This window comes from Streptomyces sp. NPDC001153 (genome assembly GCF_053598315.1).
In genome coordinates this window covers 30,018-56,727 of sequence record NZ_JBSFJZ010000007.1, presented here as the reverse complement: position 1 = coordinate 56,727, position 26,710 = coordinate 30,018, and the positions used below count along the sequence as shown (strand labels likewise).

23 protein-coding genes, 2 tRNA genes and 3 pseudogenes are annotated in these 26,710 nt (G+C 71.1%); 21 read left to right on the top strand and 7 right to left on the bottom strand.

Translation table 11 applies throughout. From position 1 onward, the window contains the following. Positions 1-86: 86 nt before the first annotated feature. Positions 87-911 (top strand): GNAT family N-acetyltransferase, encoded by an 825-nt coding sequence (locus tag ACWDEN_RS10010; RefSeq protein WP_450858296.1) that lies wholly within the window; start codon positions 87-89, stop codon positions 909-911. 17 nt (positions 912-928) lie between these two features. On the opposite strand, the gene ACWDEN_RS10005 is transcribed toward ACWDEN_RS10010, so the two are convergent. Then, on the bottom strand, positions 929-1,453 hold the full coding sequence (locus ACWDEN_RS10005) for a DsbA family protein (protein ID WP_450858294.1): 525 nt from the start codon (positions 1,451-1,453) through the stop codon (positions 929-931). Positions 1,454-1,735: 282 nt separating this feature from the next. On the opposite strand from ACWDEN_RS10005, the gene ACWDEN_RS10000 reads away from it, so the two are divergent. Continuing rightward, on the top strand, positions 1,736-2,179 hold the full coding sequence (locus ACWDEN_RS10000; protein ID WP_351619921.1) for a hypothetical protein: 444 nt from the start codon (positions 1,736-1,738) through the stop codon (positions 2,177-2,179). A gap of 217 nt (positions 2,180-2,396) precedes the next feature. Further along, a complete protein-coding gene (locus ACWDEN_RS09995; RefSeq protein WP_450858292.1) occupies positions 2,397-2,549 on the top strand; it encodes a hypothetical protein in 153 nt (50 codons plus the stop codon). 84 nt (positions 2,550-2,633) lie between these two features. Here ACWDEN_RS09995 and ACWDEN_RS09990 read toward each other — a convergent pair whose 3' ends face one another. After that, on the bottom strand, positions 2,634-3,194 hold the full coding sequence (locus ACWDEN_RS09990) for a CGNR zinc finger domain-containing protein (protein ID WP_351619923.1): 561 nt from the start codon (positions 3,192-3,194) through the stop codon (positions 2,634-2,636). Positions 3,195-3,495: 301 nt separating this feature from the next. Further along, the gene (locus ACWDEN_RS09985) at positions 3,496-3,909 is read right to left on the bottom strand and encodes an SsgA family sporulation/cell division regulator (protein WP_166633628.1); all 414 of its coding nucleotides are present in this window, start codon (positions 3,907-3,909) and stop codon (positions 3,496-3,498) included. Positions 3,910-4,100: 191 nt separating this feature from the next. Between ACWDEN_RS09985 and ACWDEN_RS09980 the strand changes: the two genes are divergently transcribed. From ACWDEN_RS09980 to ACWDEN_RS09950, 7 genes and pseudogenes are all read left to right on the top strand, one after another. Next, positions 4,101-4,574, top strand: a complete 474-nt coding sequence (locus ACWDEN_RS09980; RefSeq protein WP_351619927.1) for a TIGR02611 family protein — start codon at positions 4,101-4,103, stop codon at positions 4,572-4,574. Positions 4,575-4,659: 85 nt separating this feature from the next. Further along, positions 4,660-4,731: transfer RNA gene (locus ACWDEN_RS09975), tRNA-Val, on the top strand. Positions 4,732-5,472: 741 nt separating this feature from the next. Further along, positions 5,473-6,491 (top strand): annotated as a pseudogene (locus ACWDEN_RS09970) (alpha/beta fold hydrolase). 183 nt (positions 6,492-6,674) lie between these two features. Beyond that, a pseudogene (locus ACWDEN_RS09965) lies at positions 6,675-7,778 on the top strand (ABC transporter substrate-binding protein); the annotation flags it as partial. Position 7,779: 1 nt separating this feature from the next. Next, positions 7,780-8,747 (top strand): annotated as a pseudogene (locus ACWDEN_RS09960) (exo-rhamnogalacturonan lyase family protein); the annotation flags it as partial. Between the two features lie 125 nt (positions 8,748-8,872). Further along, positions 8,873-9,319, top strand: coding sequence for an SRPBCC family protein (locus ACWDEN_RS09955; RefSeq protein ID WP_351619930.1), 447 nt, complete (start codon positions 8,873-8,875; stop codon positions 9,317-9,319). Positions 9,320-9,358: 39 nt separating this feature from the next. Beyond that, positions 9,359-9,430: transfer RNA gene (locus tag ACWDEN_RS09950), tRNA-Val, on the top strand. Positions 9,431-9,483: 53 nt separating this feature from the next. Here ACWDEN_RS09950 and ACWDEN_RS09945 read toward each other — a convergent pair. Beyond that, the gene (locus tag ACWDEN_RS09945) at positions 9,484-10,209 is read right to left on the bottom strand and encodes a 3'-5' exonuclease (RefSeq protein ID WP_351619933.1); all 726 of its coding nucleotides are present in this window, start codon (positions 10,207-10,209) and stop codon (positions 9,484-9,486) included. A gap of 168 nt (positions 10,210-10,377) precedes the next feature. Between ACWDEN_RS09945 and ACWDEN_RS09940 the strand changes: the two genes are divergently transcribed. The 3 genes from ACWDEN_RS09940 to thrS all read left to right on the top strand — a co-directional run bounded on the left by ACWDEN_RS09940 (position 10,378) and on the right by thrS (position 14,271). Beyond that, positions 10,378-10,944 carry a DUF4365 domain-containing protein gene (locus ACWDEN_RS09940; RefSeq protein ID WP_351619936.1) on the top strand — a complete coding sequence of 189 codons (567 nt, stop codon included), beginning with the start codon at positions 10,378-10,380 and terminating at the stop codon, positions 10,942-10,944. Further along, positions 10,941-12,173: a hypothetical protein gene (locus ACWDEN_RS09935; protein ID WP_351619939.1), complete on the top strand. Its 1,233-nt coding sequence runs from the start codon at positions 10,941-10,943 to the stop codon at positions 12,171-12,173. The genes ACWDEN_RS09940 and ACWDEN_RS09935 overlap by 4 nt, the downstream gene beginning before the upstream one ends. Before the next feature lie 121 nt (positions 12,174-12,294). After that, entirely contained in the window at positions 12,295-14,271 is a 1,977-nt protein-coding gene (gene thrS / locus ACWDEN_RS09930) for a threonine--tRNA ligase (RefSeq protein ID WP_351619941.1), read from the top strand. A 36-nt stretch (positions 14,272-14,307) separates the two neighbouring features. Here thrS and ACWDEN_RS09925 read toward each other — a convergent pair whose 3' ends face one another. Further along, positions 14,308-14,964: a potassium channel family protein gene (locus tag ACWDEN_RS09925; protein WP_351619944.1), complete on the bottom strand. Its 657-nt coding sequence runs from the start codon at positions 14,962-14,964 to the stop codon at positions 14,308-14,310. A 67-nt stretch (positions 14,965-15,031) separates the two neighbouring features. Here ACWDEN_RS09925 and ACWDEN_RS09920 point away from each other — a divergent pair, with 67 nt between their 5' ends. Further along, positions 15,032-15,592 (top strand): HIT family protein, encoded by a 561-nt coding sequence (locus ACWDEN_RS09920; RefSeq protein WP_351619947.1) that lies wholly within the window; start codon positions 15,032-15,034, stop codon positions 15,590-15,592. 179 nt (positions 15,593-15,771) lie between these two features. Here the strand turns inward: ACWDEN_RS09920 and ACWDEN_RS09915 are convergent, their stop codons facing one another. Together ACWDEN_RS09915 and ACWDEN_RS09910 are read right to left on the bottom strand one after the other, a co-directional pair. Continuing rightward, positions 15,772-17,418 carry a hypothetical protein gene (locus tag ACWDEN_RS09915; protein ID WP_351619950.1) on the bottom strand — a complete coding sequence of 549 codons (1,647 nt, stop codon included), beginning with the start codon at positions 17,416-17,418 and terminating at the stop codon, positions 15,772-15,774. 212 nt (positions 17,419-17,630) lie between these two features. Then, the gene (locus ACWDEN_RS09910) at positions 17,631-19,832 is read right to left on the bottom strand and encodes an elongation factor G-like protein EF-G2 (RefSeq protein WP_351619953.1); all 2,202 of its coding nucleotides are present in this window, start codon (positions 19,830-19,832) and stop codon (positions 17,631-17,633) included. Positions 19,833-20,073: 241 nt separating this feature from the next. Here ACWDEN_RS09910 and pgsA point away from each other — a divergent pair, with 241 nt between their 5' ends. The 7 genes from pgsA (at position 20,074) to ACWDEN_RS09875 (ending at position 26,603) form a co-directional block, all read left to right on the top strand. Beyond that, positions 20,074-20,796 carry a phosphatidylinositol phosphate synthase gene (gene pgsA, locus ACWDEN_RS09905; protein WP_351616123.1) on the top strand — a complete coding sequence of 241 codons (723 nt, stop codon included), beginning with the start codon at positions 20,074-20,076 and terminating at the stop codon, positions 20,794-20,796. Next, a complete protein-coding gene (locus ACWDEN_RS09900; RefSeq protein WP_351616113.1) occupies positions 20,793-21,701 on the top strand; it encodes a phosphatidylinositol mannoside acyltransferase in 909 nt (302 codons plus the stop codon). Before pgsA ends, ACWDEN_RS09900 begins: the two co-directional genes overlap by 4 nt. Further along, positions 21,698-22,861: a glycosyltransferase family 4 protein gene (locus tag ACWDEN_RS09895; RefSeq protein ID WP_351616110.1), complete on the top strand. Its 1,164-nt coding sequence runs from the start codon at positions 21,698-21,700 to the stop codon at positions 22,859-22,861. The genes ACWDEN_RS09900 and ACWDEN_RS09895 overlap by 4 nt, the downstream gene beginning before the upstream one ends. Positions 22,862-23,587: 726 nt before the next feature. After that, positions 23,588-24,130, top strand: coding sequence for a LemA family protein (locus tag ACWDEN_RS09890; protein ID WP_351616108.1), 543 nt, complete (start codon positions 23,588-23,590; stop codon positions 24,128-24,130). A gap of 127 nt (positions 24,131-24,257) precedes the next feature. Beyond that, positions 24,258-25,163, top strand: coding sequence for a pyridoxal 5'-phosphate synthase lyase subunit PdxS (gene pdxS, locus ACWDEN_RS09885; RefSeq protein ID WP_351616105.1), 906 nt, complete (start codon positions 24,258-24,260; stop codon positions 25,161-25,163). Between the two features lie 30 nt (positions 25,164-25,193). Further along, a complete protein-coding gene (gene pdxT, locus ACWDEN_RS09880) occupies positions 25,194-25,802 on the top strand; it encodes a pyridoxal 5'-phosphate synthase glutaminase subunit PdxT (RefSeq protein WP_351616102.1) in 609 nt (202 codons plus the stop codon). Between the two features lie 48 nt (positions 25,803-25,850). Next, the gene (locus ACWDEN_RS09875; protein ID WP_351616099.1) at positions 25,851-26,603 is read left to right on the top strand and encodes a YebC/PmpR family DNA-binding transcriptional regulator; all 753 of its coding nucleotides are present in this window, start codon (positions 25,851-25,853) and stop codon (positions 26,601-26,603) included. Positions 26,604-26,710: the final 107 nt, after the last annotated feature.

The window sequence follows — 26,710 nt, the reverse complement described above, 5'->3', positions numbered from 1 at the left end:
ACCCCTGAGCCGGGCCTGCGGGGCCCGACGCCCGGTACCGGAAAACAGGCTGAACTCGACGGCCGGCCGCGGGTAGAACACCGGTGATGACCACGACCCTGCGGCCGACCGAGCCGCTCCAGCACAACGCCGACGGCACCCGTTCGCGCCGCTACCAGGTGTGCGTGAACAGCCGCCCCGTCGGCGAGATACACCTCGGCACCTCGCCGTCCCTCGGCGACTCCGTGGCACGCGTCATCGACCTGCGGATCGCCGAGCCGGACCGGCGGCGCGGCCGGGGCACGGTGGCCGCGCTCGCCGCCGAGGAGGTCGCGCGCGGCTGGGGCTGCACACAGATCGAGACCCTCGTCCCCGCCTCTGCCGACATCGCCCTGCGGCTGTTCGGCGCCCTCGGCTACACCCCGCGCAACCGCGGCATGGAGAAGCGGCTCGGCACCACCCCGCCCGAACTGCCGCCGGGCAGCCGGGCGCGGTCCATGACCGAGGCCGAGTTCGAGGTCTGGCGGGCGTACGAGAGCGAGCACTACGCCCGCGTGTGGATCGAGCTGGGACTCCCGGAGGCCGCCACCCGCGCCCGAGTCCGGGAGGGTCACGCGAAACTGTTGCCGCACGGGCTCCACACGGAGGGCATGCTGTTCAGCGTCCTGGAGCACGAAGGAGTGCAGGTGGGTACCCTCTGGGTGGCCCTCCAGGGCGACAAGGCGTTCGTGTTCGACGTGAAGACGGACGACGCCCATCGCGGCCGGGGGCACGGCCGTACGCTCATGCTCCTGGCGGAGCGCCAGGCGACAGAGGCCGAGCGGACGGTCCTCGGACTCAACGTCTTCGCCGGCAACACCCCGGCAGAGCGGCTGTACGAGTCACTCGGCTACGAAACGGTGGTCCACGCCCTCGCCAAGCCCCTGCTGTAGGGCTCGGGCCGCAGGGCTCAGGCGCCCTGGCCGCCCAGCAACCGGTCGGCGATCTCCTCGATGCGCGCGCGCAGCCCCTCCTGGCTCTTGCCGCCGTCGAGGCGTTCGCCGCCGATGACGTACGTCGGGGTGCCGGTCACCCCGATCGCCTTGCCCTCGGCCTGGTCGGCGTCCACGATCAGGATGTGCCGGCCGTCGATCAGCGCGGTGTCGAACTCCTCGTCGTCCAGGCCGAGTTCACGGGCCACCTCGACCAGGAAGGGCTCACCCTTGCGGTCCAGCTCCTCGACCCGCGCCAGCACGGCCTCCACGTACGGCCACCCCTTGCCCTGCGCCAGCGCCTCCTCGGCGGCCTGGGCGGCGGCGAAGGCGTGCTTGTGCTTCTCCAGCGGGAAGTGCCGCAGCCGCAGCTCCAGCCGGTTGCCGTAGCGGGCGCGCAGGGCGCGGACGTCGTCCAGGGCGGTGCGGCAGTCGGGGCACTGCAGTTCGCACCAGACGTCGAGGACCAGGGCATCGGTGCGTGCGGGGGAGGAGTCGCTCATGCGACCAGTCTCCCAGGCCGGACGCGGGCGGCCCAACCGGGACGGTGCGGCTCGGGACTGCACGGCCCCACGGCCTCGCACTGGGACTCCACGGCCTCGCACCGGCATTCCAGTACGGCACTCCCGTAGGAGGCGACCCGGAGATGTCCCTGATGTCCCGTGGGGGCATGGCATCGGGAGGACGGGGCGGTGCAGGATGGAGGGGACGGAGGCGGCGCCCTGCCGGTGTGCCGCGTCCGCCGAAAGTCCCTGCCACCCGACCGAGCCCGCCAGGAGGACCGGATGATTGCCGAGACCGTCTGCTCCGCCGTGTCCGCGGCGGGCCTGGGCATCGCGGTGGTCACGGCCTACCGCAAGCGTTTCCTCGCGGCGACCCGCATCGCGGCCTACTCGCTGGTGCCGGTCGGCCTGGTGATGACCGGGGTCGTGGGCTGGCTCGCCGACACCGCCTTCAGCCCCACCGCCTGGGCGGGCTTCGGGGTGCTGGGCGCGGCCTGGCTCCTGTTCGCGGGCACCCGGGCGGTCGAACGCCGACGCGGCGGCACCCGCGCCGAGCGCAAGGCGGCCCGCGGCGACCGGGCCGAGGCCGTGGCCCCCGGGGCCTCCGCGCCTTCCCTGGGCCCGGGCACCCGGCCTGCGACCGGCTCCGCCACCGCTCCGCGCGCCACCGGCTCCAGCGACGACTTCAGCGACATCGAGGCCATTCTCAAGAAGCACGGCATATGAGAGCCACAGGCCGCCGGGGTGCCGTCCTGTCCGCCGTCGCTGCTCGGTCCCGGACCGACCCCTCGGACTGAAACGACACAGAACGCCGCGCGGACGTCCGGAACCGTTCACAACCCGAAGCAAGTCGGACGAGACGGCGCGATATACGGCAACTCCCGCATCTCGCGGGTGGGTTGATCGCGCACGGGGCCTTTCGTAGGCCATGATCTGCGGCGAGATGCTGGACACGAGACAGAGCGAGGCCGCGCCGCCGAAGGACGAGCCGCGCGGGTGCCTCTTCGCCCTATCCCAGCCACCGCTGATGATCTTCCTTGCGGTGATCGGGTGTCTGCTCCTCACGGCTGCGCTGCACGACCTGCTGTTGCTGTGAGCCGTACACGTCCGTTCCGGCGCCACCCGCCGGGACGGACGTCGCCCCCTCCTGATCTTCGCTGCCGGCCGGTCCGCGGGAAGGTCAGCCCGTCGCTTCCTTGCGGCGGGCCCGGTACGCGGCCACGTGCAGTCGGTTGCCGCAGGTGCGGCTGTCGCAGTAGCGCCGCGAGCGGTTGCGGGAGAGGTCGACGAAGGCGCGTCGGCAGTCCGGTGCCTCGCAGCGCCGCAGTCGCTCCCGCTCCCCGGCCACCACGAAGAAGGCGAGCGCCATTCCGCAGTCGGCGGCGAGATGGTCGGCCACGGAGGCGCCGGGTGCGAAGTAGTGCACGTGCCAGTCGTAGCCGTCGTGGTCCGTCAGGCGCGGGGTGGTGCCCGCCGCGGCGACCAGTTCGTTGATCAGCCCGGCGGCGGAACGGGCGTCCGGCGCGGCGAAGATCGCCGCGAAGCGCCCCCGGACCCTGCGGACCGCCGAGAGATCGAACTCCGACAGCACACCGACATCGCTGATCTCGTGGTTTCGTACGAAATCCGCGAGAGCCGGGACATCGGGCAGTCCGTCGGCCGCCGCATCGTCCTCCGGCGCGGTGTTCACCAGATCCACCACGGTGTCGAGGGCGCACCGGGTGTCGTGGGTGATCAGCACGTTTCGCTCCCTGGCCTGAGGGTCGGGCGGACGCCCGCCGATGCTGGCCGATGGTAGCGACAACCCGCCCACCGCACCGGCCTCCGCCCGACCTCGGTTGCCGGTAGAACGCCTCCGCACCCGCGGTGGTTCCCGCGCACGGCGGCGTGCGCGGGTCATGCCGGTGGCGGAATGGGGCGAACAGGCCGGCGCCGTCCACGTGAATCGCTCACGGTGACGGCGCCGGGCTGTGCCGTATGCGGTTGTCTTGGCCCGAGCCGTCTCCCCGAGTGGACGGCGCCGGGCTGCTTTCGGCCGCGACCTAGCTCTCCGCCAGGATGTGCGAGAGCTCCTGATCCAGATCGAAGTGCCGGTGTTCCGTGCCGGGGGGCACGGCGGCGTCTGTTCGCTTCAGGAAGGACTCCAGGGCCCGCGCCGGGGCCTCGAGCAGGGCCTCCCCCTCCGGGGAGCTGAGGGCGATGCACACGACGCCCTGACCATGGCTGCGCGACGGCCAGACACGGACGTCGCCGGTCCCGGTGGGCCGGTGGAGCCCCTCGGCGAGGAGGTCGCGGGCGAACACCCACTCGACGGTCTCCTCGGCTCCGGTGTGGAAGGTGGCGTGCACGGCGTAGGGGTCGCCCGTGTCGTACCGCAGGCCTGCGGGGACAGGCAGGGAGGACTCGCTCGACACAACGAGGCGCAGGTGCAGCTCGCAGCTGACCGTGGTGTTCATAAGCGCCAGGGCCTTTCGCTCAGTGTGCGCTCGGGGATTCGCACGTCGGCGAAATCGACATGCCACCTACGATGCCGTTGTAAACCCCTCTGAGGGTTTTGCGTGTCTTTACGTAACTCTTCCGGCCGAGAACTCGTACGAGATCTACGACCATTCCGGTGACTGGATTCACTCCGGTAGGGTTTGTCTGTATGAATACGGGGAGTGACGAGCCGGGCGAGGTCGTCGTGACGGCGGACAAGGCGAGGACGGAACGGCGGAAAGTCGGGCAGACCGGACGCGGGACGGGTGACGGGCTCGGCTCCCGGGCGCCGGAATTCATCAAGGCCCGTAGACTGCTGCACCTGAGCTGGCAGGTCGGTGTCTTCCTGGTCGGCCTCGCGGTCGTCGTCGCGGGGATCATCATGCTGCCGCTGCCGGGACCCGGCTGGGTGGTGATCTTCGGCGGCATGGCGATCTGGGCGACCGAGTTCGTCTGGGCGCAGCTCGTGCTCCGCTGGACCAGGCGCAAGGTCACCGAGGCCGCCCAGCGGGCCCTCGATCCCCAGGTCCGCCGCCGCAACATCACGCTGACCGTGATCGGGCTCGTGATCGTGGCCGGGCTCGCCGGGATCTACCTGTCGAGGTTCGGCCTCGTCATGCCGTGGAAGGCCAAGGATCAGTGACCCGGCTGCGCCGCCCGGTCGCCTCGCCGCCCCGGCCCGTGGTCGGAAGCACCGCCTGACATGGGGTAATGTTCTTCCTGCGCCCGGGCGATTAGCTCAGTGGGAGAGCGCTTCGTTCACACCGAAGAGGTCACTGGTTCGAACCCAGTATCGCCCACCCGGACCGACGGCCCACCTGCGAAAGAGCAGGTGGGCCGTCGGCGTATGCGTGCCCGAACCGGCTCGGCGCAGCCCGGTCGGCCAACGCTCCGGCGAGCAAGGGGTCCGGGTCTCCTGCGGGACTTCGAGGGCGGGGCAGCTGATCTGGGTCTCCTGCGCGGACTTCGGGGAGGGGCAGCTGATCTGGCTCTTCTGCTTGGACCTCGACACCGAGCGCAGGCTTTTGCGCCTGGCGTACCGACTCCGGGGGAGCACCGGCTCCAGGTCGCGGTCGCGCTTCGACTCCGGGCATGAGCGCTGGCTCCGGGCCTCCTGTCCCGAGGTCAGATGCCTGCGTTGGCTTCAGGGCTCCTGCTGCGGCTTCGGGTGCGAGTGCTGGCTCCGGCCTCCTGCCCCGGCTCTGGGTGTGAGCGCTGACTCCTGGGCCCCTTGTCCCGAGGCCAGGTGCCCGCGTTGGCTTGGGGCCCCTGCTCCGACGCCGGGCGTGAGCACCGACTCCGGGGGCGAGCACCGGCTCCCTCGCCTCCGCCGAGGTTGGCGATCGGCGCAGGTCCAGGCCGGCCGGTCCCCGAGTCGCCGAGCCCCCCTGCCCGGGCCGCGGTCGCATCCGCCCTGCGCGTTGGCGCTGCCCGTGGAGAAGCCCGCCCCGCCCCGCCACCTGCGCGCTTCCTCGTGTGGAGGTCGCGCGAGCAGGCCGCCCTTTTGCCGAACCGGCAAGCCACCAGCGCCCAGGAGCCCCATGCCACCCGAGACCGCGCCAAAAGTCCCCACGGCCGCGCCCAAGACCCCTCGCCGCGCCGCCAACACCACCCGCACCACTCCTCCCCCAACACGACCCCGCCTCCAGCACCACCCCCACCCCCACCCCCACCCCCACCCGGAGTCCTGGTACTCCTGGCGGCACCAGTTGCCGGCCCTGGCCGCCGCCGGTTGCCGCGCCGTGGCCGTCGAGGTCCGGGGCTACGGCCGTTCGTCCAGGCCGGTGGCCGTGGACGCCTACCGGATGCTCGAACTGGTCGCGGACAACGTCGCCGTGGTGGAGGCCCTGGGGGAGGGGGTCCGCAGTGGCCGTCGGGCACGACTGGGGCGCCATCATCGCCCGCCACCTCCGCCCTGACCAGCCCCGATGTGTTCCGGGCCCCGGCGCTGCTCGGCGTGCGGTGCACCCGGCCCGGCGGCGCGCGGCCCAGCGAGGTCTACGCGCGGATGGGCGAAGAGGCGGAGTTATGGGTCTCGTACTTCCAGCAGCCGGGCCGGGCCGGGCCGGGTCAAGGCGGAGATCGAGCCCGACTGCGCGGCCGGCTCGCGGGCTTCCACGCCGCCGTGTCCGCCGGCATCATGCCCGCGCCGGGCGCCCCCCCCGACCCGCACTTCGTCGGCCGCGGCGGCACCCTGCGCGAACGCTTCCCCGTCGGCCGCCGCCGGTCTGGCTGGGCGAGGGCGACCTCGATTTCCCGGCCGGCGAGTTCGAGCGGCCGGGATGACCGGGGCGTCGAAGCGGTACCGGACCATGGACCGGGACCGGGCGGACCTGGCCGGACACGAGGGTGCCCCGATCACGCAGCCCTCGCTGTTCATCGGCGGCGCCCGGACGCCTCGCTCGCGTGGCCGGCCGACGTCATCGAGGCGTACCCCGAGACCCTGCCCGGCCTGCTGGGCGCGCACGTCCTCGACGGCTGCGGCCACTTCGTCCAGCAGGAGCGCCCGGAGGAGACGGACCGCATCTTGATCGACTGGTTCGCCGCCCTGCCCAGCTGAATCCCGCCAGTCCTGCCCCGGTGTTCGGATTGTCGGTCATACGCGGCTCACCTGCGGGAACGGCCGACAGGCCGGCTCGGGACCAGCACCGCTCACAAGAAATTCCCGTCCGCATCATTGACGCACCCCGGGCCCCTCCGTAACTTGTGCCAGCAAGCGCTTACTTGAAACGATTCATGAACCATGGGAACCAGCAGGAATCTTGCGAGGCGTACGATCCTGAAGGCGGCCGGGGCCTCGGCGGCAGCGCTGGGGCTCGCCGCGACGAGCGGGTGCGGTGGCGGAAGCGGTTCCGGGGGCGGGACGGTGACGATCCGTTACTCATGGTGGGGCGCCGAGGAGCGGGCCAAGAAGATCAACCAAACCATCGCCCTCTTCGAGAAGAAGTACCCGAAGATCAAGGTCAAGACCGACTTCCAGACGTATGCGTCCTTCTGGGAGAAGTTCCAGACCCAGGCCGCCGGCGGAAATCCCCCGGACGTTTTCCAAAATGCCGTCACCTTTCTTCGGAAGTACGACAAACGAGGAATTCTCCTCGACCTCAAGTCTCAGGTGCAGGCAGGTAATCTGACCCTGGATCACTTCCGCGAGGGCGTGACGAAGGTCGGCGAGGTCGACGGAAAGCAGCTCGGAATTCCCGTCGGCTCCAACACCATGGCGCTCGCCGTCGACAAGAAGGTGTTCCAGAAGGCCGGTGTCGAGCCGCACCCGGGATGGACCTGGGACGACTACTTCAAGGCCCTGAAGGCCATCCACGGCAGGACGAAGGTCCCCGGGGACACCGGCTACTTCGCCATCATGTACCTGTACGACCTCTATCTCCGCCAGAACGGCAAGGCCTTCTTCGCCAAGGACGGACTCGGCTTCGACAAGGCCGATCTGACGGAGTGGTGGGCCGACGGCTGCAACCGCGTCAAGGCGGGCATCGTCACCGACCCGAAGGTCGTCCAGCAGGACACGCCCAAGTCCTCGCTCTCGGCCGGCCACGGCGCCTCGGAGTTCCCCTGGGACAACGTCACCGTCCGCTACTCCGCGGAAGGCAACAGCACCTACGGCCTCGCGCCCATCCCCACCACGGACGGCCAGCACACCGGGCAGTACCTCGCCTCCCTGATGCTCAGCGCCTCCGCCCACACCCCCCATCCCAAGGAGGTCGCCCAGTTCATCGACTTCATGGTCCACGACCCCGAGGTGGGCAGGATCATGGGATACGACCGGGGCATCCTCGCCAGTACCGAGCAGTACGCGGCGTACAAACCGACCGACGAGGTGAACAAGGAGATCGCGCATGCGCCACCAGTGGCGGTACGACGTCGGCGGCTACGCCTGGGACAACTCCGAGCTCTCGCCCGACCTGTGGCTCTGGTACGCGTACCTCAGGAGCACCTCGGCAAGTGGGCCGGCCTCGGCACCCGGCACGGCGTGCAGCACTTCGGGGACAGCGCCAAACAGCAGCGCATCGCCAACACCACCTACCGGCGCTTCTACTACTTCCTCACCGCCGACGAGCGCGTGGGCGACCTCATGCACGCCAACGTCGACTCCGACGAGACCTTCCTCGTCCTCGACCCCCAGCGCAAGGTCCGCACCGACCCCTACACCCCCGACCGGCACGCCCTGTCGATCGGCTTCGGCACGGACTGGAGCGGCCTGGTGTCGGCCTGGCTGACCGAGTGGGAGCGCATGGGGCCGAAGTGGGAGAAGGCCAGGGCGCGCGTGCTGTCCACGATGGAGGGCATCGCCGCCCAGCCCAACGGATTCGTCCAGGGCGGCGGGCTGTACGACCTCGACACGGGCACGTTCGCCGTCGCCGGCAAGCCGGGCGTGTCGGTCTCCCACCTCTCGGCGGTCTTCGGCCTCAACGAGCTGTGCGCCGAGCTGATCCACCTGGTCGACATGCCCGCGTTCCAGACGGCCTACCTGGACCACTGCCGCTACTTCAACGCCACCAAGGCCGAACAGAAGGCCCGCTACGGCTCCGACTTCGGCACCCTGCTGCTCTTCCAGGGTCACTCGCGCCTCGACGCCTACGCCGCCGTACAGACCGGTGACGCGACGCTCGCCGGACGCGCCTGGACCAAGTTCTACGGCTCCGACGGCTACAGCGAGTCCTCGCCGTGGAAGACCGAGAAGCTGACCGGCCCCGTCACCCTGGTCGAGGGCAGCGAGGCGAGCTGGGTGTCCAGCAACGTCACCGCGCTCTACGGGCTCGCGGCCATCGAGAACCTGGCACTGCTCGGCGACAGGATGCCCTAGCCCACAGCTGGGGGAGCGCCGTCGCACGGGCGGCGGCGCTCGCCCACCGAGTCTGTCCCGGCGCACGGCGCGGCGCATGAGTACGCGTACTCACATCCCGTGCCCCGCCGGGGCAGACTCCCGCCATGGACTGGACCCACTACCGCTTCCGCAGCCTGTGGTCCCTGCCCGCCCCGCCGGCCGTCGTGTACGCGCTGCTGGAGCGGCCCGAGGACTATCCGGGCTGGTGGCCGCAGGTCCGCTCGGTGACCAGGCTGGACGCCGACACCGGGGTGATCACCGTCCGCTCCCTCCTGCCGTACGACATGACCGTCACCGCACGGCAGAGCCGCCGCGACCCGGACGCCGGTGTGCTGGAGGTCACCCTGTCCGGTGACCTCGAGGGCTGGGTGCGTTGGACGGTCACCGCGGAGGGTGCCGGGACCCTGGCCCGTTACGACCAGGAAGTGGTCGTGCACAAGCCGCTGCTGCGCCGGCTCGCCGTACCCGGCCGCCCGGTCTTCCGCGCCAACCACCGCCTGATGATGCGGTCCGGACGGCGCGGGCTGCTGCGCCGCCTCCAAGCGGTTTGAAGGATCGGCGCCCGCACCTGTATTGTTCAGTGCGTTCCCGGGCGATTAGCTCAGTGGGAGAGCGCTTCGTTCACACCGAAGAGGTCACTGGTTCGAACCCAGTATCGCCCACCGGGAGAGGCCGGTCCGCAGCAGCGGACCGGCTTTCTGCGTGCTGAGCGGGCTCACGCCGCCGCCGGCAGCTCCGGCCTGAGTGGCCAGTCCGTGCTGACGATCTCCTCCGAGCCGCTGCGCGCGAACCACGCCTGCAGCCCGCGGGCCTGTGCCGCGTGCCAGCCCGTCTGGAGGGTGTGCAACTCGGCCGGGGTAAGGCGCTCGAGACGGGTCGCGAAACGGCGGCCCAGGGCCCGTACGACGTCCAGCGCGGCCAGCGCGTCCGCCGCGGCGTCATGCGCCTCCTGCAGCGTCACGCCGTAGTGGTCACACAGGTCGGTCAGGGTGCGGCGGCCCTTGCGGTAGCGGTCCAGATGCTTGTCCAGCACCCTCGGGTCCAGCACACGCAGCGGGGTCGCCTCGAACCAGCGGTCCAGCGAGGACGCCCGGTGCCGGCGCAACTCCCGGTCCAGCAACGTGAGATCGAAGGGCGCGTTCATCACCACCAGCGGGCGGCCCATCGCCGCGTGCTCCGCCAGCTGCTCGGCTATCTCGTACATCACCGGCGCCGGCCAGCGGCCGTTGCACTGCAGGTGCTCCTCCGTCAGCCCGTGCACCGCCGTGGCCTCCTCGGGCACCGGGACGCCCGGGTTCACCAGCCAGCGGGTGACCCGGGGCCGGGTGCCCGGCGCGTCCTGGACGACGACGGCGGCCGACACGATCCGGTCGGTCTCGACGTCCACGCCCGTCGTCTCCGTGTCGAAGGCGGCCAGCGGCCCCTCGTACCAGTACGTCATCCCAACCCAACTCCTCGTTCACCCAGGGCAGGTGACGTTCCGTCTTCTGCCCGTTTGGTGATACCCGGGCCGTTTGCGCCGTACGCCGGGAGGAGACAACAGGAGTACGGGTCTTTGCAGTTCAGCGGCCCGCAGTGGGGACATTCATTGCCTGGAAGGCTGTTGGTCATGGCCATAGCGCAGCCCGAGCGGGGCGGGCTGCTGCCCGATCGCCCGGGCACCGTCCGCGGCACGCTCGCCACCACCGCCTGCATGGAGACACTGCAGGTCGGCTACTTGCACGCGGTCGCCGCCGCGGCCGGCTGCTCGCTGTCCCAGCCCTTCCCGGACAACGGCATCGACTGGCACGTCAGCCACAGCGCACCCGGACACACCGTCGACGACGAGGTCACCATCAAGGTGCAGCTGAAGGCCACCTACCAGGTCGCGCCGAACCCGCCGGGGCGCTCCTTCTCCTTCACCCTCGACAACGACCATCTGCGCAAGCTCGCCCGCACACCCGTCTCGGTGCACAAGATCCTGGTCGTCATGCTCGTCCCGCGCTCGCAGGACGACTGGCTGCGCGCCAGCCACGACCGGCTCGACCTCAGGCACTGCTGCTACTGGGTCAACCTCGCCGGCCACCCCATCACCGGCCGGCACCGGACCACCGTGCGGATACCGACCACACGCATCTTCGACGACCGGGCGCTCTGCGAGATCATGACGCGGGTCGGGACGGGAGGCAGGCCATGAGGAGCCGTCCGTACGAGGAGCTGCCGCGCCAGGTCCGGCCGCATCCCGACGACCTCTCCTGGAACCGGCCCCCGGAGGCCGCCGAGGTCGACCCCGCCGTGCTCGGCGCCCTGCTGCAGCGGCACGGCTGGCAGCGGCGCGGCGGAGCCCCCGGGCGCTACGGCCGCTGGACCCCGCCGGGACCGGGCGCCGGCGGGACCAGCCTGCTGGTGCCCGAGAGCCGCGCCTTCCCCGACAGCGACGACCTGCTCGGCGAGGCCCTCGACGCCCTCGCCCGCAGCGCGACGCCCGCCGCCCGCGAGGTGCTGATCTCCCTCGCCGTGCCCAGCGACGAGATCCGCTGGTGGCGCGACGCCCCGAGCGGACCCGTCGGCGCCGCGCCCTGGACGGCCGACGAGCAACTGCGCGGCGCCGCACGGCAGATGCTGCTCGCCGCCGCGCTCGCCACACGCGCGCGTGCCGGCTACCACGGCGCCCGCCACCGCCGCTCCGCCGCCGCGCTGCTCCAGGACGTCCTCGTCGGGCCCGCCGCCGAGGGCCGGCACCTCACCGCCTTCGTGCCCGTGCCCACCGGCCGCCCACTCGCCGTCCGCCTGCACCAGGCCCTGTACGCCGCCCGCGAGGCCGTCGACTACCAGCGGGCCACCGGCGGCATGGACGCCTTCGACGGCGCGGTCGAGGCCGGCGTCAGCCGTGAACTCACCGAGGCGCTGGCCGCGCTCGTCCGGGGCACCGAGGGCGCCCGGATCGCTGTCGCCTGGGCGCCCGGCGCCGGCGTCCCCGAGGGCTGCGCCGCCTCCGCCGAACCCGTCGAGTTCTCACCCGGCGACCTGCCCGTGCTGCGCGAGGCCGCCGCCCGCTATCTGCGCGAGGAACCCTCCGTGCCGGTCCGCGTCACCGGCGCCGTCGTCCGCATGCGCCGCTCCGGGCCCGAGGGCGAGGGCACCGTGCGGCTGCGCGTCCTCGCCGGCGCCGATGTCACGCACGTCCGCGTCACCCTGGACGAGGAGGACTACCGCATCGCCGGCCACGCCCACCTCGTGGGACTCCCGGTACGGGTGCACGGCCGGCTGGAGCGCCGGGGTGGCTTCCGCCGGCTCACCGGCGCCTCCGGGGTCGTACCCGTGCAGGTGGACGAGGGCGAGCGGGACCGGCTCATGAAGTCCCTGCAGGAGAACCTCGACTTCTTCGAGGAGGCGTGCGGGGAGGCGTACGGGGACGAGGACTGAGGAGTGTCGGACAGGGAACTGTGGGTGACCGTTTCGCGGTCGGCGCGGTGGGGTCGGTACGATCGCCTGTGCGCGCGCTCCTGGTATGGCGCCGCACCCCACCTTCAGTCAGGAGAGACCGGTGTCAGACGTCCGTGTGATCATCCAACGCGATTCCGAGCGGGAAGAACGCGTGGTGACGACGGGCACTACGGCCGCCGACCTCTTCGCGGGCGAGCGCTCGATCATCGCCGCGCGTGTCGGGGGCGAGCTGAAGGACCTCGCCTACGAGGTCAGGGACGGCGAGACCGTCGAAGGCGTCGAGATCTCGTCCGAGGACGGCCTGAACATCCTGCGCCACTCCACCGCGCACGTCATGGCGCAGGCCGTGCAGGAGCTGTTCCCCGAGGCCAAGCTGGGCATCGGCCCGCCCGTCAAGGACGGCTTCTACTACGACTTCGACGTCGAGAAGCCGTTCACGCCCGAGGATCTCAAGGCCATCGAGAAGAAGATGCAGGAGATCCAGAAGCGGGGGCAGCGCTTCGCCCGCCGTGTCGTCACCGACGAGGCCGCCCGTGAGGAGCTGGCCGCCGAGCCGTACAAGCTGGAGCTGATCGGCCTCAAGGGCTCGGCGTCGCACGACGACGGCGCGGACGTCGAGGTCGGCGCCGGTGAGCTGACGATCTACGACAACCTGGACGCCAAGACCGGCGAGCTGTGCTGGAAGGACCTCTGCCGCGGTCCGCACCTGCCCTCGACCCGCTTCATCCCGGCGTTCAAGCTGATGCGCAACGCGGCCGCCTACTGGCGCGGCAGCGAGAAGAACCCGATGCTGCAGCGCATCTACGGCACCGCCTGGCCGTCCAAGGACGAGCTGAAGGGGTACCTGGACTTCCTCGCCGAGGCCGAGAAGCGCGACCACCGCAAGCTCGGCACCGAGCTGGACCTCTTCTCCATCCCGGAGCAGATCGGCTCCGGCCTCGCCGTCTTCCACCCCAGGGGCGGGATCATCCGCCGGGTCATGGAGGACTACTCGCGGCGCCGCCACGAGGAAGAGGGCTACGAGTTCGTCTACACCCCGCACGCCACGAAGGGGAAGCTCTTCGAGACGTCCGGGCACCTGGACTGGTACGCCGAGGGCATGTACCCGCCCATGCAGCTCGACGAGGGCGTGGACTACTACCTCAAGCCCATGAACTGCCCGATGCACAACCTGATCTTCGACGCGCGCGGCCGCTCCTACCGCGAACTGCCGCTGCGCCTCTTCGAGTTCGGGACCGTGTACCGGTACGAGAAGTCGGGCGTCGTGCACGGTCTGACCCGCGCCCGCGGCTTCACGCAGGACGACGCGCACATCTACTGCACCCGTGAGCAGATGTCCGAGGAGCTGGACAAGACGCTCACCTTCGTCCTCGGCCTGCTGCGTGACTACGGCCTGACCGACTTCTACCTGGAGCTGTCCACCAAGGACCCGGAGAAGTTCGTCGGCTCCGACGAGGTCTGGGAGGAGGCGACCGAGACGCTGCGCCAGGTCGCCGAGAAGCAGGGCCTGCCCCTCGTCCCGGATCCGGGCGGCGCCGCCTTCTACGGCCCGAAGATCTCCGTCCAGGCCAAGGACGCGATCGGCCGGACCTGGCAGATGTCGACCATCCAGCTCGACTTCAACCTGCCCGAGCGGTTCAACCTGGAGTACACGGGCCCCGACGGCTCCAAGCAGCGCCCGGTCATGATCCACCGCGCGCTGTTCGGCTCCATCGAGCGGTTCTTCGCCGTCCTGCTCGAGCACTACGCGGGCGCCTTCCCGGCCTGGCTGGCCCCGGTCCAGGCGCTCGGCATCCCGATCGGCGACGCGCACGTGGAGTACCTGGAGAAGTTCGCCGCCGCGGCCCGGAAGAAGGGCCTGCGCGTCGAGGTGGACTCCTCCTCGGACCGCATGCAGAAGAAGATCCGCAACGCCCAGAAGCAGAAGGTGCCCTTCATGGTCATCGCGGGCGACGAGGACATGTCGAACGGCTCGGTGTCCTTCCGCTTCCGCGACGGCTCCCAGGAGAACGGCATCCCGTTCGACGAGGCCATCGCGAAGATCGCGCAGGTCGTTCAGGAGCGGGCCCAGGTCTGATCCGGCGCCCGCTCCGTACGAAGGCCCCCGGGAGGTTCAGCGTCCCGGGGGCCTTTCGTCTCCCTCGCGGGTGAAGGTCTGCATCAGCCAGGACGAGAACGAGCCCGTCACCGCGCCGAGCAGGGCGAGGCCGCCGATCATCATCCCGATGGCGATCGTCCGGCCCATCGGGGTGACCGGGGTGATGTCGCCGTAGCCGACCGTGGTGAGGGTCGACGCGGCCCACCACACGGCGTCCCCGAACGTGCGCATGGTGGCGTCGGGGGCTCCGCGCTCCGCCTGGTAGACCGCGAGAGCACCGGAGAAGCCGAGCAGCAGGGTGGACAGGCCGGCGTAGGAGATCACCCGTGCGTGCAGCGAGAGCCGGGGCTGTCCGGCCTTGCGCTGCACCGCGTCGTACAGCGGAACGATCCGCAGCGGGCGCAGCAGCGGCAGCACGACCACCGCCGTGTGCAGCATGTGCGTGGGGACGAAGCGCAGCCCCTGCCCGCTGAGCCGCCAGCGCACCCCGTAGTCCGCGGCGAACAGCACCCAGAGGGCCAGCATCACCAGCTTGCACACGGTGTGCCAGAAGTCGGGCAGGCCCGGAGCCAGGACATGGGTGGCATACGCGGCCAGGAAGACCAGCGACGCCAGGAAGAGGGGGATCTCGGTGCGCTGCTCCCAGAGCGCCCGACGGCTGTCGTCGTCCACCGGCCAAGCTTGGCCGGTGACCTTTCTCCTGCCGCCCCGGCGACACGCCGCGAACGGGCGAAGCCATATGCTGCCTAGCATGACGAGTGAGCCGGAGCAGCAGATCGGAGTGGGGACGCAGGACGCGTTCCAGCGCCTGTGGACGCCCCACCGGATGGCCTACATCCAGGGCGAGAACAAGCCGACCGGCCCGGGGGCCGACGACGGCTGTCCCTTCTGCACGATCCCGGCCAAGTCCGACGAGGACGGACTGATCGTCCGGCGCGGTGAGCACGTGTACGCCGTGCTCAACCTCTATCCGTACAACGGCGGCCATCTGATGACGGTCCCGTACCGCCATGTCGCCGACTACACGGACCTGACCGGCCCGGAGACCGCGGAGCTCGCCGAGCTGACCAAGCAGGCGATGACGGCCCTGCGCACCGCGTCCGGCGCGCACGGCTTCAACATCGGCATGAACCAGGGCACGGTGGCGGGCGCCGGCATCGCCGCCCACCTGCACCAGCACATCGTCCCGCGCTGGGGCGGCGACACGAACTTCATGCCGGTGGTCGGCCACACCAAGGTGCTGCCGCAGCTCCTGGCCGACACCAGGAAGATGCTGGCGGAGGCCTGGCCGGCGGCCTGATCCGTCCGTGCCGGCCGACGGCGACCAGCCGGTCCGGCGTGTGAGGACGAGGCCGTCCACGGCCCGAGCGGGGGTCCGGGGGCGGCAGCCCCCAGGGACCGCAACCCACCGCGCACCCGCACCCGCACCGGCCGAACCGCCGGAAGCCCCACTCGCACCCGGCCAAGCCCGCCGGAGGCCTACGCGTCGTACAGATCCGCCTTCCTCGGTGTCGGGTCCTGGACCTGTCCGCTGAGGAAGGTCGAACGCGTGCCGAACTTCTCCGTGTCCACGCCGTTCTCCTCCAGCACCCTGATCGCCGCCGAGTGCACCACCCGCAGCACCGGCGTGGCCGCGCGCAGCGCGTCGTCGGCCATGAAGCGGTGCCGCCAGGGCTGGTCGGCCCAGGCGTGCCGCAGACCGAACGGCTCGGGCAGGACGAGCGAGCCGCCGAGCCAGTTCAGCAGCGGGGGGTACCAGGCCAGCGGGGCGCGCGAGGCGAGCCGTACCACCTCGTCCGCGGTGACCAGCGGCAGCATGATCTTCCTGGTCTCCCAGGGCTTGAGGGACTTGGCGACCTCCTTGCTCGGCGGCTCCGGCTTGGAGGTGAACAGCGGGTTCACCGGTCCCAGCGCGTGCCCGGTCACCTCGATGCGCAGCGTCTCGTGCAGCACCGTCACCGTGATCAGCATGGTGAGGACCAGCTGGCCGTCCCACAGCGTCCACTGCACGCCCAGGTAGTGCCGGTCGCCGCTGCCGAACTGCTGCTTGTTGCAGATCTCCTGTATCGCGTGCGGCTTGACCTGGAACGCCTCGACATCGGTGCCCTCGGGCCGGGACACCGCCGTGGCCTTCTCGCCGATCGGCGTGACGATCCAGTGCTTGATGGACGGCTTGGGGAAGCCGCCGGTGTTCAGCGGGCCGCGCTCCAGCAGGGCGAGCTGGTCGTGGATCGCGCGTATGACGTCCCAGCTGCGGAAGGGGTGGATCTCCCGGGTCGGGTCGGCGGGCACGAGGTCCTCGGCGAGCTGCCAGGCGCCCCAGCGGGTGCCCATGCCGAGTATGCCCTTGGGGCCGGCGTAGAAGACCGCGTTGGACTGCTGCTCGGCGGTGAGCCGGGCCAGCGACTGGCGCAGCTCCTCGGCCGCGGTCTGGTTGGGGCCGCGCGGCACGGCCTCGGGGACCTTGGCGCCGACGCTGGTGCCCGAGAGCAGGCCGTCCCAGCGGGCCCGCAGATCATTGGCCGTGCGCTCGCAGATCCGCTTGGCCCAGAACCAGCCCAGCACGGGGAGCACCACGCACGCCCGGGCGTACCACGCCCAGAAGCCGGTGAACGGCATCTTGATCAGGAACAGCGCGGCGAGCACGCTGACACCCAGGAGCAGGGCGGTGGCGAGCGCACCCGCCCGTTTGTCCTCGCGCGTGGCGACGAACGTGCGCAGCTGGAAGACGAGCAGCCAGGCGATCAGCCCGGGCAGGAAGAGCACTCCGCACAGCACCGTCACGGCGGTCAGGCGGTTGTCGCGCTCCCGGCGGATGTTGTTGGCCGCGAGGCAGTGCTCGACGACGAACTGGGGCTCGGTGCCGAAGGACTGGATGAGCGGCTTGCGGCCGGGAGCGAGCATCCGGGCGATCACGGCCCGCGAGAACGCCTCACCGAGGTTGGGCCGCAGCAGTGCGATCCTGCCGGGGTTGAGGGTCGACTCGTGCCACTCGTTGTCGGCCTTCTTGATCTCCTCCATCGGGCTGTCCCGGTACGCCGCCGAGGCCAGCGCGGAGGTCGCCGCCTGCCCCTCGTCGCCCGAGACGGGCACCTGGGGTCCGTCCCACTCCGTTCCCAACGACATTCCCGCCCCCATCGCCGCCGGTGTCGCCTCTGCGGCCTTCCCGACTTCCTCGCTCCGCACACCTGTTGAACAGGCCGTCGCGTCGATTACCCGTCACAACCGGACGACTGCGGCACGACGCGATCAGGTGATCAGCGTATCCGCCGCCACCGACAACCCGCGGGCGGACGGCCGAAGCCGCCCGCCCGCGCACCCGGCTCGCGGGTGCTGAACTACCCGTTCTCACCTGCCTGTTCGCGGATCCTTTCGGCGATCTGCGGCGGCATCGGCTCGTGCCGGGCGTAGGCGCGGTCGAACCGCGCCGTGCCGTGCGACAGCGAGCGCAGGTCGACGGCGTACCGGCCGATCTCGAACTCGGGGACCTCGGCCCTGATCAGGGTCCGCCCGGAACCCACCTGTTCGGTGCCGAGCACCCGGCCGCGCCGGCTGGACAGGTCGCTCATGACGGCGCCCACGTAGTCGTCGCCGACCAGCACGGACACCTCGGCCACCGGCTCCAGCAGATGGATCCTCGTGTCGGCCGCGGCCTCGCGCAGCGCGAGCGCGCCCGCGGTCTGGAAGGCGGCGTCGGAGGAGTCCACCGAGTGCGCCTTGCCGTCCAGCAGCGTGACCCGCACGTCCACGAGCGGATATCCGGCGGCGACGCCCTTGGCGGCCTGGGCCCGTACGCCCTTCTCCACGGACGGGATGAACTGCCGCGGTACGGCGCCGCCGACGACCTTGTCCACGAACTCGATGCCCGAGCCGCCCGGCAGCGGCTCCACCTCGATCTCGCAGATGGCGTACTGCCCGTGCCCGCCGGACTGCTTCACATGCCGCCCGCGCCCGGTGGCCTTGTTCGCGAACGTCTCCCTCAGGGAGACCTTGTGCGGGACGACGTCGACCTGGACGCCGTAGCGGCTGCGCAGCCGTTCCAGGGCGACGTCCGCGTGGGCCTCGCCCAGGCACCACAGAACCACCTGGTGGGTGTCCTGGTTCTGCTCCAGACGCATGGTCGGGTCCTCGGCCACCAGCCGGGACAGGCCCTGCGAGAGCTTGTCCTCGTCGGCCTTGCTGTGCGCCTGGATGGCGAGCGGCAGCAGCGGGTCGGGCATCCGCCAGGGCTCCATCAGCAGCGGCTCGTCCTTGGCGGAGAGCGTGTCCCCGGTCTCGGCCCGGCCGAGCTTGGCCACGCACACCAGGTCACCGGCGACGGCGTGCGTCACCGGCCGCTGCTGCTTGCCGAAGGGCATGGACAGGGCGCCGACCTTCTCGTCGACGTCGTGGTCCTCGTGGCCGCGGTCGGCCAGCCCGTGCCCGGAGACGTGCACCGTCTGGTCGGGGCGCAGGGTGCCGGAGAAGATGCGGACCAGCGAGACGCGGCCTACGTAGGGGTCGGAGGAGGTCTTGACGACCTCGGCGACCAGCGGACCGTCGGTGTCGCAGGGCTTCAGCTCGCGCGACTTGCCGTCGAGGGTCGTCACCTCGGGCAGCGGGTGCTCGAACGGGGTCGGGAACCCGCCCGTGATCAGCTCCAGCAACTCGACCGTACCGAGCCCCTGTTTGGCGCCCTCGGCGGCCGGGGCGGCGGCCAGGACCGGGAAGAACGAGCCCCGGGCGACGGCCCGCTCCAGGTCCTGGATCAGCGTTCCGACGTCGACCTGTTCGCCGCCGAGATAGCGGTCCATGAGGGTCTCGTCCTCGCTCTCGGCGATGATCCCCTCGATGAGCCGGTTGCGGGCGTCCTCGATGTCCGGCAGCTGGTCCTCGCCGGGCTCGAAGTCCTTGCGCTCGCCCGTCGAGTAGTCGAACAGCTTCTGCGACAGCAGCCCGACCAGCCCGGTCACGGGCGCGTGCCCGTCGGGACCCTCGGGGCCGCGCAGCGGCAGATACAGCGGCAGTACGGCATCGGGGTCGTCCCCGCCGAAGGCCTCCGCGCAGATCCGGGTCATCTCCTCGAAGTCGGCGCGCGCCGCCTCCAGGTGCGTGATCACGATCGCGCGCGGCATGCCGACGGCCGCGCACTCCTCCCAGACCATCCGGGTGGAGCCGTCCACGCCGTCCGAGGCCGAGACGACGAAGAGGGCCGCGTCCGCGGCGCGCAGCCCGGCCCTGAGCTCCCCGACGAAGTCGGCGTACCCGGGGGTGTCGAGCACGTTGATCTTGATGCCGTCCCATTCGACCGGCACCAGGGAGAGCTGTACGGAGCGCTGCTGCCGGTGCTCGATCTCGTCGTAGTCCGAGACGGTGCCGCCGTCCTCCACGCGGCCCGCCCGGTTCACCGCCCCCGCAGTCAGCGCGAGGGCCTCCACCAGAGTCGTCTTGCCCGAACCGGAGTGGCCGACCAGCACCACGTTCCGTACGGATGCGGGCTGGTCGGCCTCCAGAGCCCTGCCGGCGGCCCCGGGGTGGTGTGTCTGAGTCTTGTCGCCCATGATCCTGCCTCCCGTGCACGGTGAGGTCACTGTGGGCGCGGACACGCGGGACCCGCGTGCACTGGCGGCTCCGGCGACGCCCGCGGTTATTCGAGCTTTCCACTCCCGTCACGCTGCGTCCATACGAACGACAGCCGCGGCCGCCGATCGCGCCGCGCGCGCCCCGCGCACGGCGGCGCACACCGGCCCGCGCCACGGGCCGCGGGTGCCCGCCCGCCACGTACGCGCGCGCGTGGCTACGATGGGCCAGCCGGAGGCCACCAGGGCCGCGGCGACACCGACCGTCGGGAAGGCCATGCTGAACAAGTACGCGCGTGCATTCTTCACGCGTGTCCTCACACCGTTCGCCGCGTTTCTCATCCGGCGGGGGGTGAGCCCCGACACGGTCACGCTCATCGGCACGGCCGGTGTGGTCGCGGGTGCGCTGGTCTTCTACCCCCGGGGCGAGTTCTTCTGGGGCACGGTCGTGATCACCCTGTTCGTCTTCTCCGACCTGGTCGACGGCAACATGGCCCGCCAGCTGGGCCGCTCCAGCCGCTGGGGCGCCTTCCTGGACTCCACCCTGGACCGGGTCGCCGACGGCGCGATCTTCGGCGGCTTCGCGCTCTGGTACGCGGGCAACGGCGACAACAACGCCCTGTGCGCCGTCTCGATCTTCTGCCTGGCCAGCGGGCAGGTGGTGTCGTACACCAAGGCACGCGGCGAGTCCATCGGGCTGCCGGTCGCCGTCAACGGCCTCGTCGAACGCGCCGAACGGCTGGTGATCTCGCTCGTCGCGGCCGGTCTCGCGGGCCTGCACAAGTTCGGTGTGCCGGGCATCCAGTGGCTGCTGCCGATCGCCCTGTGGATCGTCGCCGTCGGCAGTCTCGTCACGCTGATCCAACGGGTCGTCACCGTCCGCCGCGAGTCCGCCGAGGCGGAGGCCGCCGCGGCCCGGCAGAGCCCCAGCGAGGCCGCGAAGTGAGCGCCGCCGAACGGCTCACCGACGGGCTGTACGGGCTCGGCTGGAGCACCGTCAAGAAGCTCCCCGAACCCGTCGCGGTCCGTCTCGGGCAGACCATCGCCGACCTCGCCTGGAAGCAGCGCGGCAAGGGCGTGCGGCGCCTGGAGTCGAACTACGCGCGCGTGCTGCCCGACGCCGGCCCCGAGCGCCTGCGCGAACTGTCCCGCGCGGGCATGCGCTCGTACCTGCGCTACTGGATGGAGTCCTTCCGGCTGCCCGCCTGGAGCCGGGAGCGTGTGAAGTCGGGCTTCGACCCCAAGGACATACATTTCCTGACCGACGGGCTGGCCGCCCCCGAGGGCCTGATCCTCGCGCTGCCGCACATGGCCAACTACGACCTCGCGGGCGCCTGGGTCACCACCAAGCTGGAGACGCCGTTCACGACGGTCGCCGAGCGGCTGAAGCCCGAGACGCTGTACGACCGTTTCGTCGCCTACCGCCAGGGCCTCGGCATGGAGGTCCTGCCGCACAGCGGCGGCTCCGCGTTCGGCACCCTGGCCCGCAGGCTGCGCGACGGCGGCCTGGTCTGCCTGGTCGCCGACCGGGACCTGTCCGCCTCCGGCGTCGAGGTCGACTTCTTCGGTGAGAAGACCCGGATGCCCGCGGGCCCGGCCCTGCTCGCCCAGCAGACCGGCGCGCTGCTGCTCCCGGTCACGCTCTGGTACGACGACTCGCCCGTCATGCAGGGCCGCGTGCACCCGCCGATCGAGGTACCCGAGTCAGGCACCCGGGCCGAGAAGACGTCTGTCATGACACAGGCGCTGGCCGACGCCTTCGCCACCGGGATCGCCGACCATCCGGAGGACTGGCACATGCTGCAGCGGCTGTGGCTCGCCGACCTCGACCCCGCGAAGGGACCCTCGTGAGAATCGGGATCGTCTGCCCGTACTCCTGGGACGTGCCCGGCGGCGTCCAGTTCCACATCCGCGACCTCGCCGAGTACTTCCTCCGCCTCGGCCACGACGTCTCCGTGCTCGCCCCGGCCGACGACGACACCCCGCTGCCGCCGTACGTCGTCTCGGCCGGCCGCGCCGTCCCGGTGCCGTACAACGGCTCGGTGGCCCGCCTGAACTTCGGTTTCCTGTCGGCCGCGCGGGTACGGCGCTGGCTGCACGAGGGCGCCTTCGACGTGGTCCACATCCACGAGCCGACCTCGCCCTCGCTGGGCCTGCTGACCTGCTGGGCGGCCTCCGGCCCGATCGTGGCCACCTTCCACACCTCCAACCCCCGCTCGCGCGCGATGATCGCCGCGTACTCCATCCTGCAGGCGGCCCTGGAGAAGATCAGCGCCCGGATCGCGGTCAGCGAGTACGCCCGCCGGACGCTGGTCGAGCACCTCGGCGGGGACGCGGTGGTCATCCCCAACGGTGTCGACGTGGACTTCTTCGCCAAGGCCGAGCCCAAGCCGGAGTGGCAGGGCGACACCATCGGCTTCATCGGCCGTATCGACGAGCCCCGCAAGGGCCTGCCGGTCCTCATGAAGGCCCTTCCGAAGATCCTGGCCGCCCGCCCGCAGACCCGCCTGCTGGTCGCGGGCCGCGGCGACGAGGAGGCGGCGGTGGAGGACCTCCCGAAGGAGCTGCGCGCGCGCGTGGAGTTCCTCGGCATGATCAGCGACGAGGACAAGGCGCGCCTCCTGCGCAGCGTCGACCTGTACGTCGCCCCCAACACGGGCGGCGAGAGCTTCGGCATCATCCTCGTCGAGGCGATGTCGGCCGGCGCCCCCGTGCTCGCCTCCGGCCTGGACGCCTTCGTGCAGGTTCTCGACCAGGGCGCCGCGGGCGAGGTCTTCGCCAACGAGGACGCCGACGCGCTCGCCGAGGCCGCCGTGCGACTCCTGGCGGACCCGGAACGCCGCACCGAACTGCGCGAACACGGCAGCGCCCACGTACGGCGCTTCGACTGGTCCACGGTCGGCGCGGACATCCTGTCCGTCTACGAGACGGTGACGGCCGGCGCGGCAGCGGTCGCGGCGGACGAGCGCACGACAGGACTCAGGGCACGCTTCGGCCTGGCCCGGGACTGAGGCTGCGCCCACGGGCCGGGGCCGGTCGGGGGCTGAGGCTGTGCGGTCTCGGGGCGGACTTGGCCCGGGATGGAGGCCGCGGGCGGGGGGTGGGCCGGCTCGGGATGGTGGCTCTGCGTGGTTCGCTTCGGCGTTCAGGCGCAGGACAGCCGGGGTGTGTTCGGCCCCCACGGCCGGCGCCCCCGCGTCACTTCGGGCGCAGGGCGGCCTCGGCACGGGCCGGGGCCGGTCGGGGGCTGAGGCTGTGCGGTCTCGGGGCGGACTTGGCCCGGGACGGAGGCCGCGGGCGGGGGGTGGGCCGGCTCGGGATGGTGGCTCTGTGCGGTTCGCTTCGGCGTTCAGGCGCAGGACAGCCGGGGTGTGTTCGGCCCGACGGCCGGCGCCCCCGGGTCACTTCGGGCGTAGGGCGGCCTCGGCACGGGCCGGGGCCGGTCGGGGGCTGAGGCTGTGCGGTCTCGGGGCGGACTTGGCCCGGGACGGAGGCCGCGGGCGGGGGGTGGGCCGGCTCGGGATGGTGGCTCTGTGCGGTTCGCTTCGGCGTTCAGGCGCACGACTGCCGGGGTGTGTTCGGCCCGACGGCCGGCGCCCCCGGGTCACTTCGGGCGCAGGGCGGCCTCGGCACGGGCCGGGCCGGTGCGGCGGGCGGGCCGAGTTGCCCCAAGGGCGGCCGGAGCCGGTCTGGGATCGCCGTGAGGGGCCGGTTCGCGCAGCCGATAGCCTTCCGGCGTGACCGCAACCCTCATCTGGATCCTCGTCGCACTCGTCGCGATCGGCGTGTACCTGAGCTGGACGGCCGGGCGGTTGGACCGGCTGCACGTGCGGATGGACGCCGCACGGGCCGCGCTCGACGCGCAGTTGCTGCGCCGGGCCTCCGTCGCGCAGGAGCTGGCCACCTCGGGCGTGCTGGACCCGGCCGCCTCGATCGTGCTGTACGAGGCCGCGCACGCCGCCCGGCAGGCCGAGGAGGAGCAGCGGGAGGTCGCCGAGAGCGAGCTGAGCCAGGCGCTGCGCGCGGTCTTCGGGGATCCGGATCAGGTGGAGGCCGTACGGGAGGCCCCGGGCGGTGAGGAGGCGGCCCGTGAGCTGGCCGAGGCCGTCCGAAGGGTCCCCATGGCCCGCCGCTTCCACAACGACGCCGTGGGGGCCGCCCGCAGGCTCCGCGAGCACCGCAAGGTCCGCTGGTTCCGGCTGGCCGGTCACGCCCCGTTCCCCCTGGCCTTCGAGATGGACGACGAGCCCCCCGCGGCCCTGGTGGAGCGGGCCTCCTGAATCCCGGGAGAACCCTCCCTGGACGAAAAGGATCCACCGGCTTGCCATTGGCCCTTGCTGTGGCCTGGTCCACTCCCGTTTCCTCGATGCTGCAGAGAAACCTTCTTTCACTTCAGTGAGGTCACCCGTGTCCACCATCGAGAACCAGGCTCCCGAGACCGGCACCGCGCGCGTGAAGCGTGGCATGGCCGAGCAGCTCAAGGGCGGCGTGATCATGGACGTCGTCACGCCGGAGCAGGCGAAGATCGCCGAGGACGCGGGCGCCGTCGCGGTCATGGCCCTGGAGCGGGTCCCGGCCGACATCCGCAAGGACGGCGGCGTGGCCCGTATGTCCGACCCGGACATGATCGAGGGCATCATCAACGCCGTCTCGATCCCGGTCATGGCCAAGTCCCGCATCGGCCACTTCGTCGAGGCCCAGGTGCTGCAGGCCCTCGGTGTCGACTACATCGACGAGTCCGAGGTCCTCACCCCGGCCGACGAGGTCAACCACTCCGACAAGTGGGCCTTCACCACCCCGTTCGTGTGCGGTGCCACCAACCTGGGCGAGGCCCTGCGCCGCATCGCCGAGGGCGCCGCGATGATCCGCTCCAAGGGCGAGGCCGGCACCGGCAACGTCGTGGAGGCCGTCCGCCACCTGCGTCAGATCAAGAACGAGATCGCCCGCTTGCGCGGCTTCGACAACCACGAGCTGTACGCCGCCGCCAAGGAGCTGCGCGCCCCGTACGAGCTGGTCAAGGAGGTCGCCGAGCTGGGCAAGCTCCCGGTGGTCCTCTTCTCCGCCGGCGGCGTGGCCACCCCGGCCGACGCGGCCCTGATGCGTCAGCTCGGCGCCGAGGGCGTGTTCGTCGGCTCCGGCATCTTCAAGTCCGGCGACCCGGCCAAGCGTGCCGCCGCCATCGTGAAGGCCACCACCTTCTACGACGACCCGAAGATCATCGCGGACGCGTCCCGCAACCTCGGCGAGGCCATGGTCGGCATCAACTGCGACATCCTCCCCGAGTCCGAGCGCTACGCGAACCGCGGCTGGTAACTCTCACCCCCAGAGGACTGCACGAAACACATGACTGACGCACCCGTCATAGGCGTCCTGGCCCTCCAGGGCGACGTACGGGAGCACCTCATCGCCCTGGCCGCGGCCGACGCCGTGGCCAGGCCGGTGCGGCGCCCCGAGGAACTCGCCGAGGTCGACGGCCTCGTCCTGCCCGGCGGCGAGTCCACCACCATCTCCAAGCTGGCCATCCTCTTCGGCGTGATGGAGCCCCTTCGCACGCGCGTGGCCAACGGCATGCCCGTCTACGGCACCTGCGCGGGCATGATCATGCTCGCCGACAAGATCCTCGACCCGCGCTCGGGCCAGGAGACAATTGGCGGCATCGACATGATCGTGCGCCGCAACGCCTTCGGCCGGCAGAACGAGTCGTTCGAGGCCGCGGTCGACGTGAAGGGCATCACGGGCGATCCTGTGGAGGGCGTCTTCATCCGCGCCCCCTGGGTGGAGTCCGTGGGTGCCGGGGCCGAGGTGCTCGCCGAGCACGACGGCCACATCGTCGCCGTCCGTCAGGGCCATGTGCTCGCCACGTCGTTCCATCCGGAACTGACCGGCGACCACCGTGTGCACTCCCTGTTCGTCGACATGGTGCGCGCCAACCGGGCCCCGGAGTCCTTGTAGGATCTCTGACGTTCGTACAGAGATTGGTTACGCGAAGGAGACAGGCAGATGTCCGGCCACTCTAAATGGGCCACGACGAAGCACAAGAAGGCCGTGATCGATGCCAAGCGCGGCAAGCTCTTCGCGAAGCTGATCAAGAACATCGAGGTCGCGGCGCGGATGGGCGGCGTGGACCTCGACGGCAACCCGACGCTCTACGACGCCGTCCAGAAGGCCAAGAAGCAGTCGGTCCCGAACAAGAACATCGACTCCGCGATCAAGCGGGGTGGCGGTCTCGAGGCCGGCGGCGCCGACTACGAGACGATCATGTACGAGGGCTACGGCCCGAACGGTGTCGCGGTGCTCATCGAGTGCCTCACCGACAACCGCAACCGCGCCGCCTCCGACGTCCGCGTCGCCATGACCCGCAACGGCGGCTCCATGGCCGACCCGGGCTCGGTGTCGTACATGTTCAGCCGCAAGGGCGTCGTCATCGTCCCCAAGGGTGAGCTGACCGAGGACGACGTCCTCGGCGCCGTCCTGGACGCGGGCGCCGAGGAGGTCAACGACCTCGGCGAGACCTTCGAGGTCATCAGCGAGGCCACCGACCTGGTCGCGGTCCGCACCGCCCTCCAGGAGTCCGGCATCGACTACGACTCCGCCGAGTCCAGCTTCGTGCCGTCCGTCCAGGTCGAGCTGGACGAGGAGGGCGCGAGGAAGATCTTCAAGCTCATCGACGCGCTCGAGGACAGCGACGACGTGCAGAACGTCTTCGCCAACTTCGACGTGAGCGACGAGATCATGGAGAAGGTCGACGCGTAACGCTCCGCGGGTTCAGCGGATTTCCGGCGGGGGGGGGGGGGGCGGCCCGCCCCCCCCCCCCCGACGGAAGAGGGGTCATGAAGAAAGAGAAAACAAAAAAAAAACAA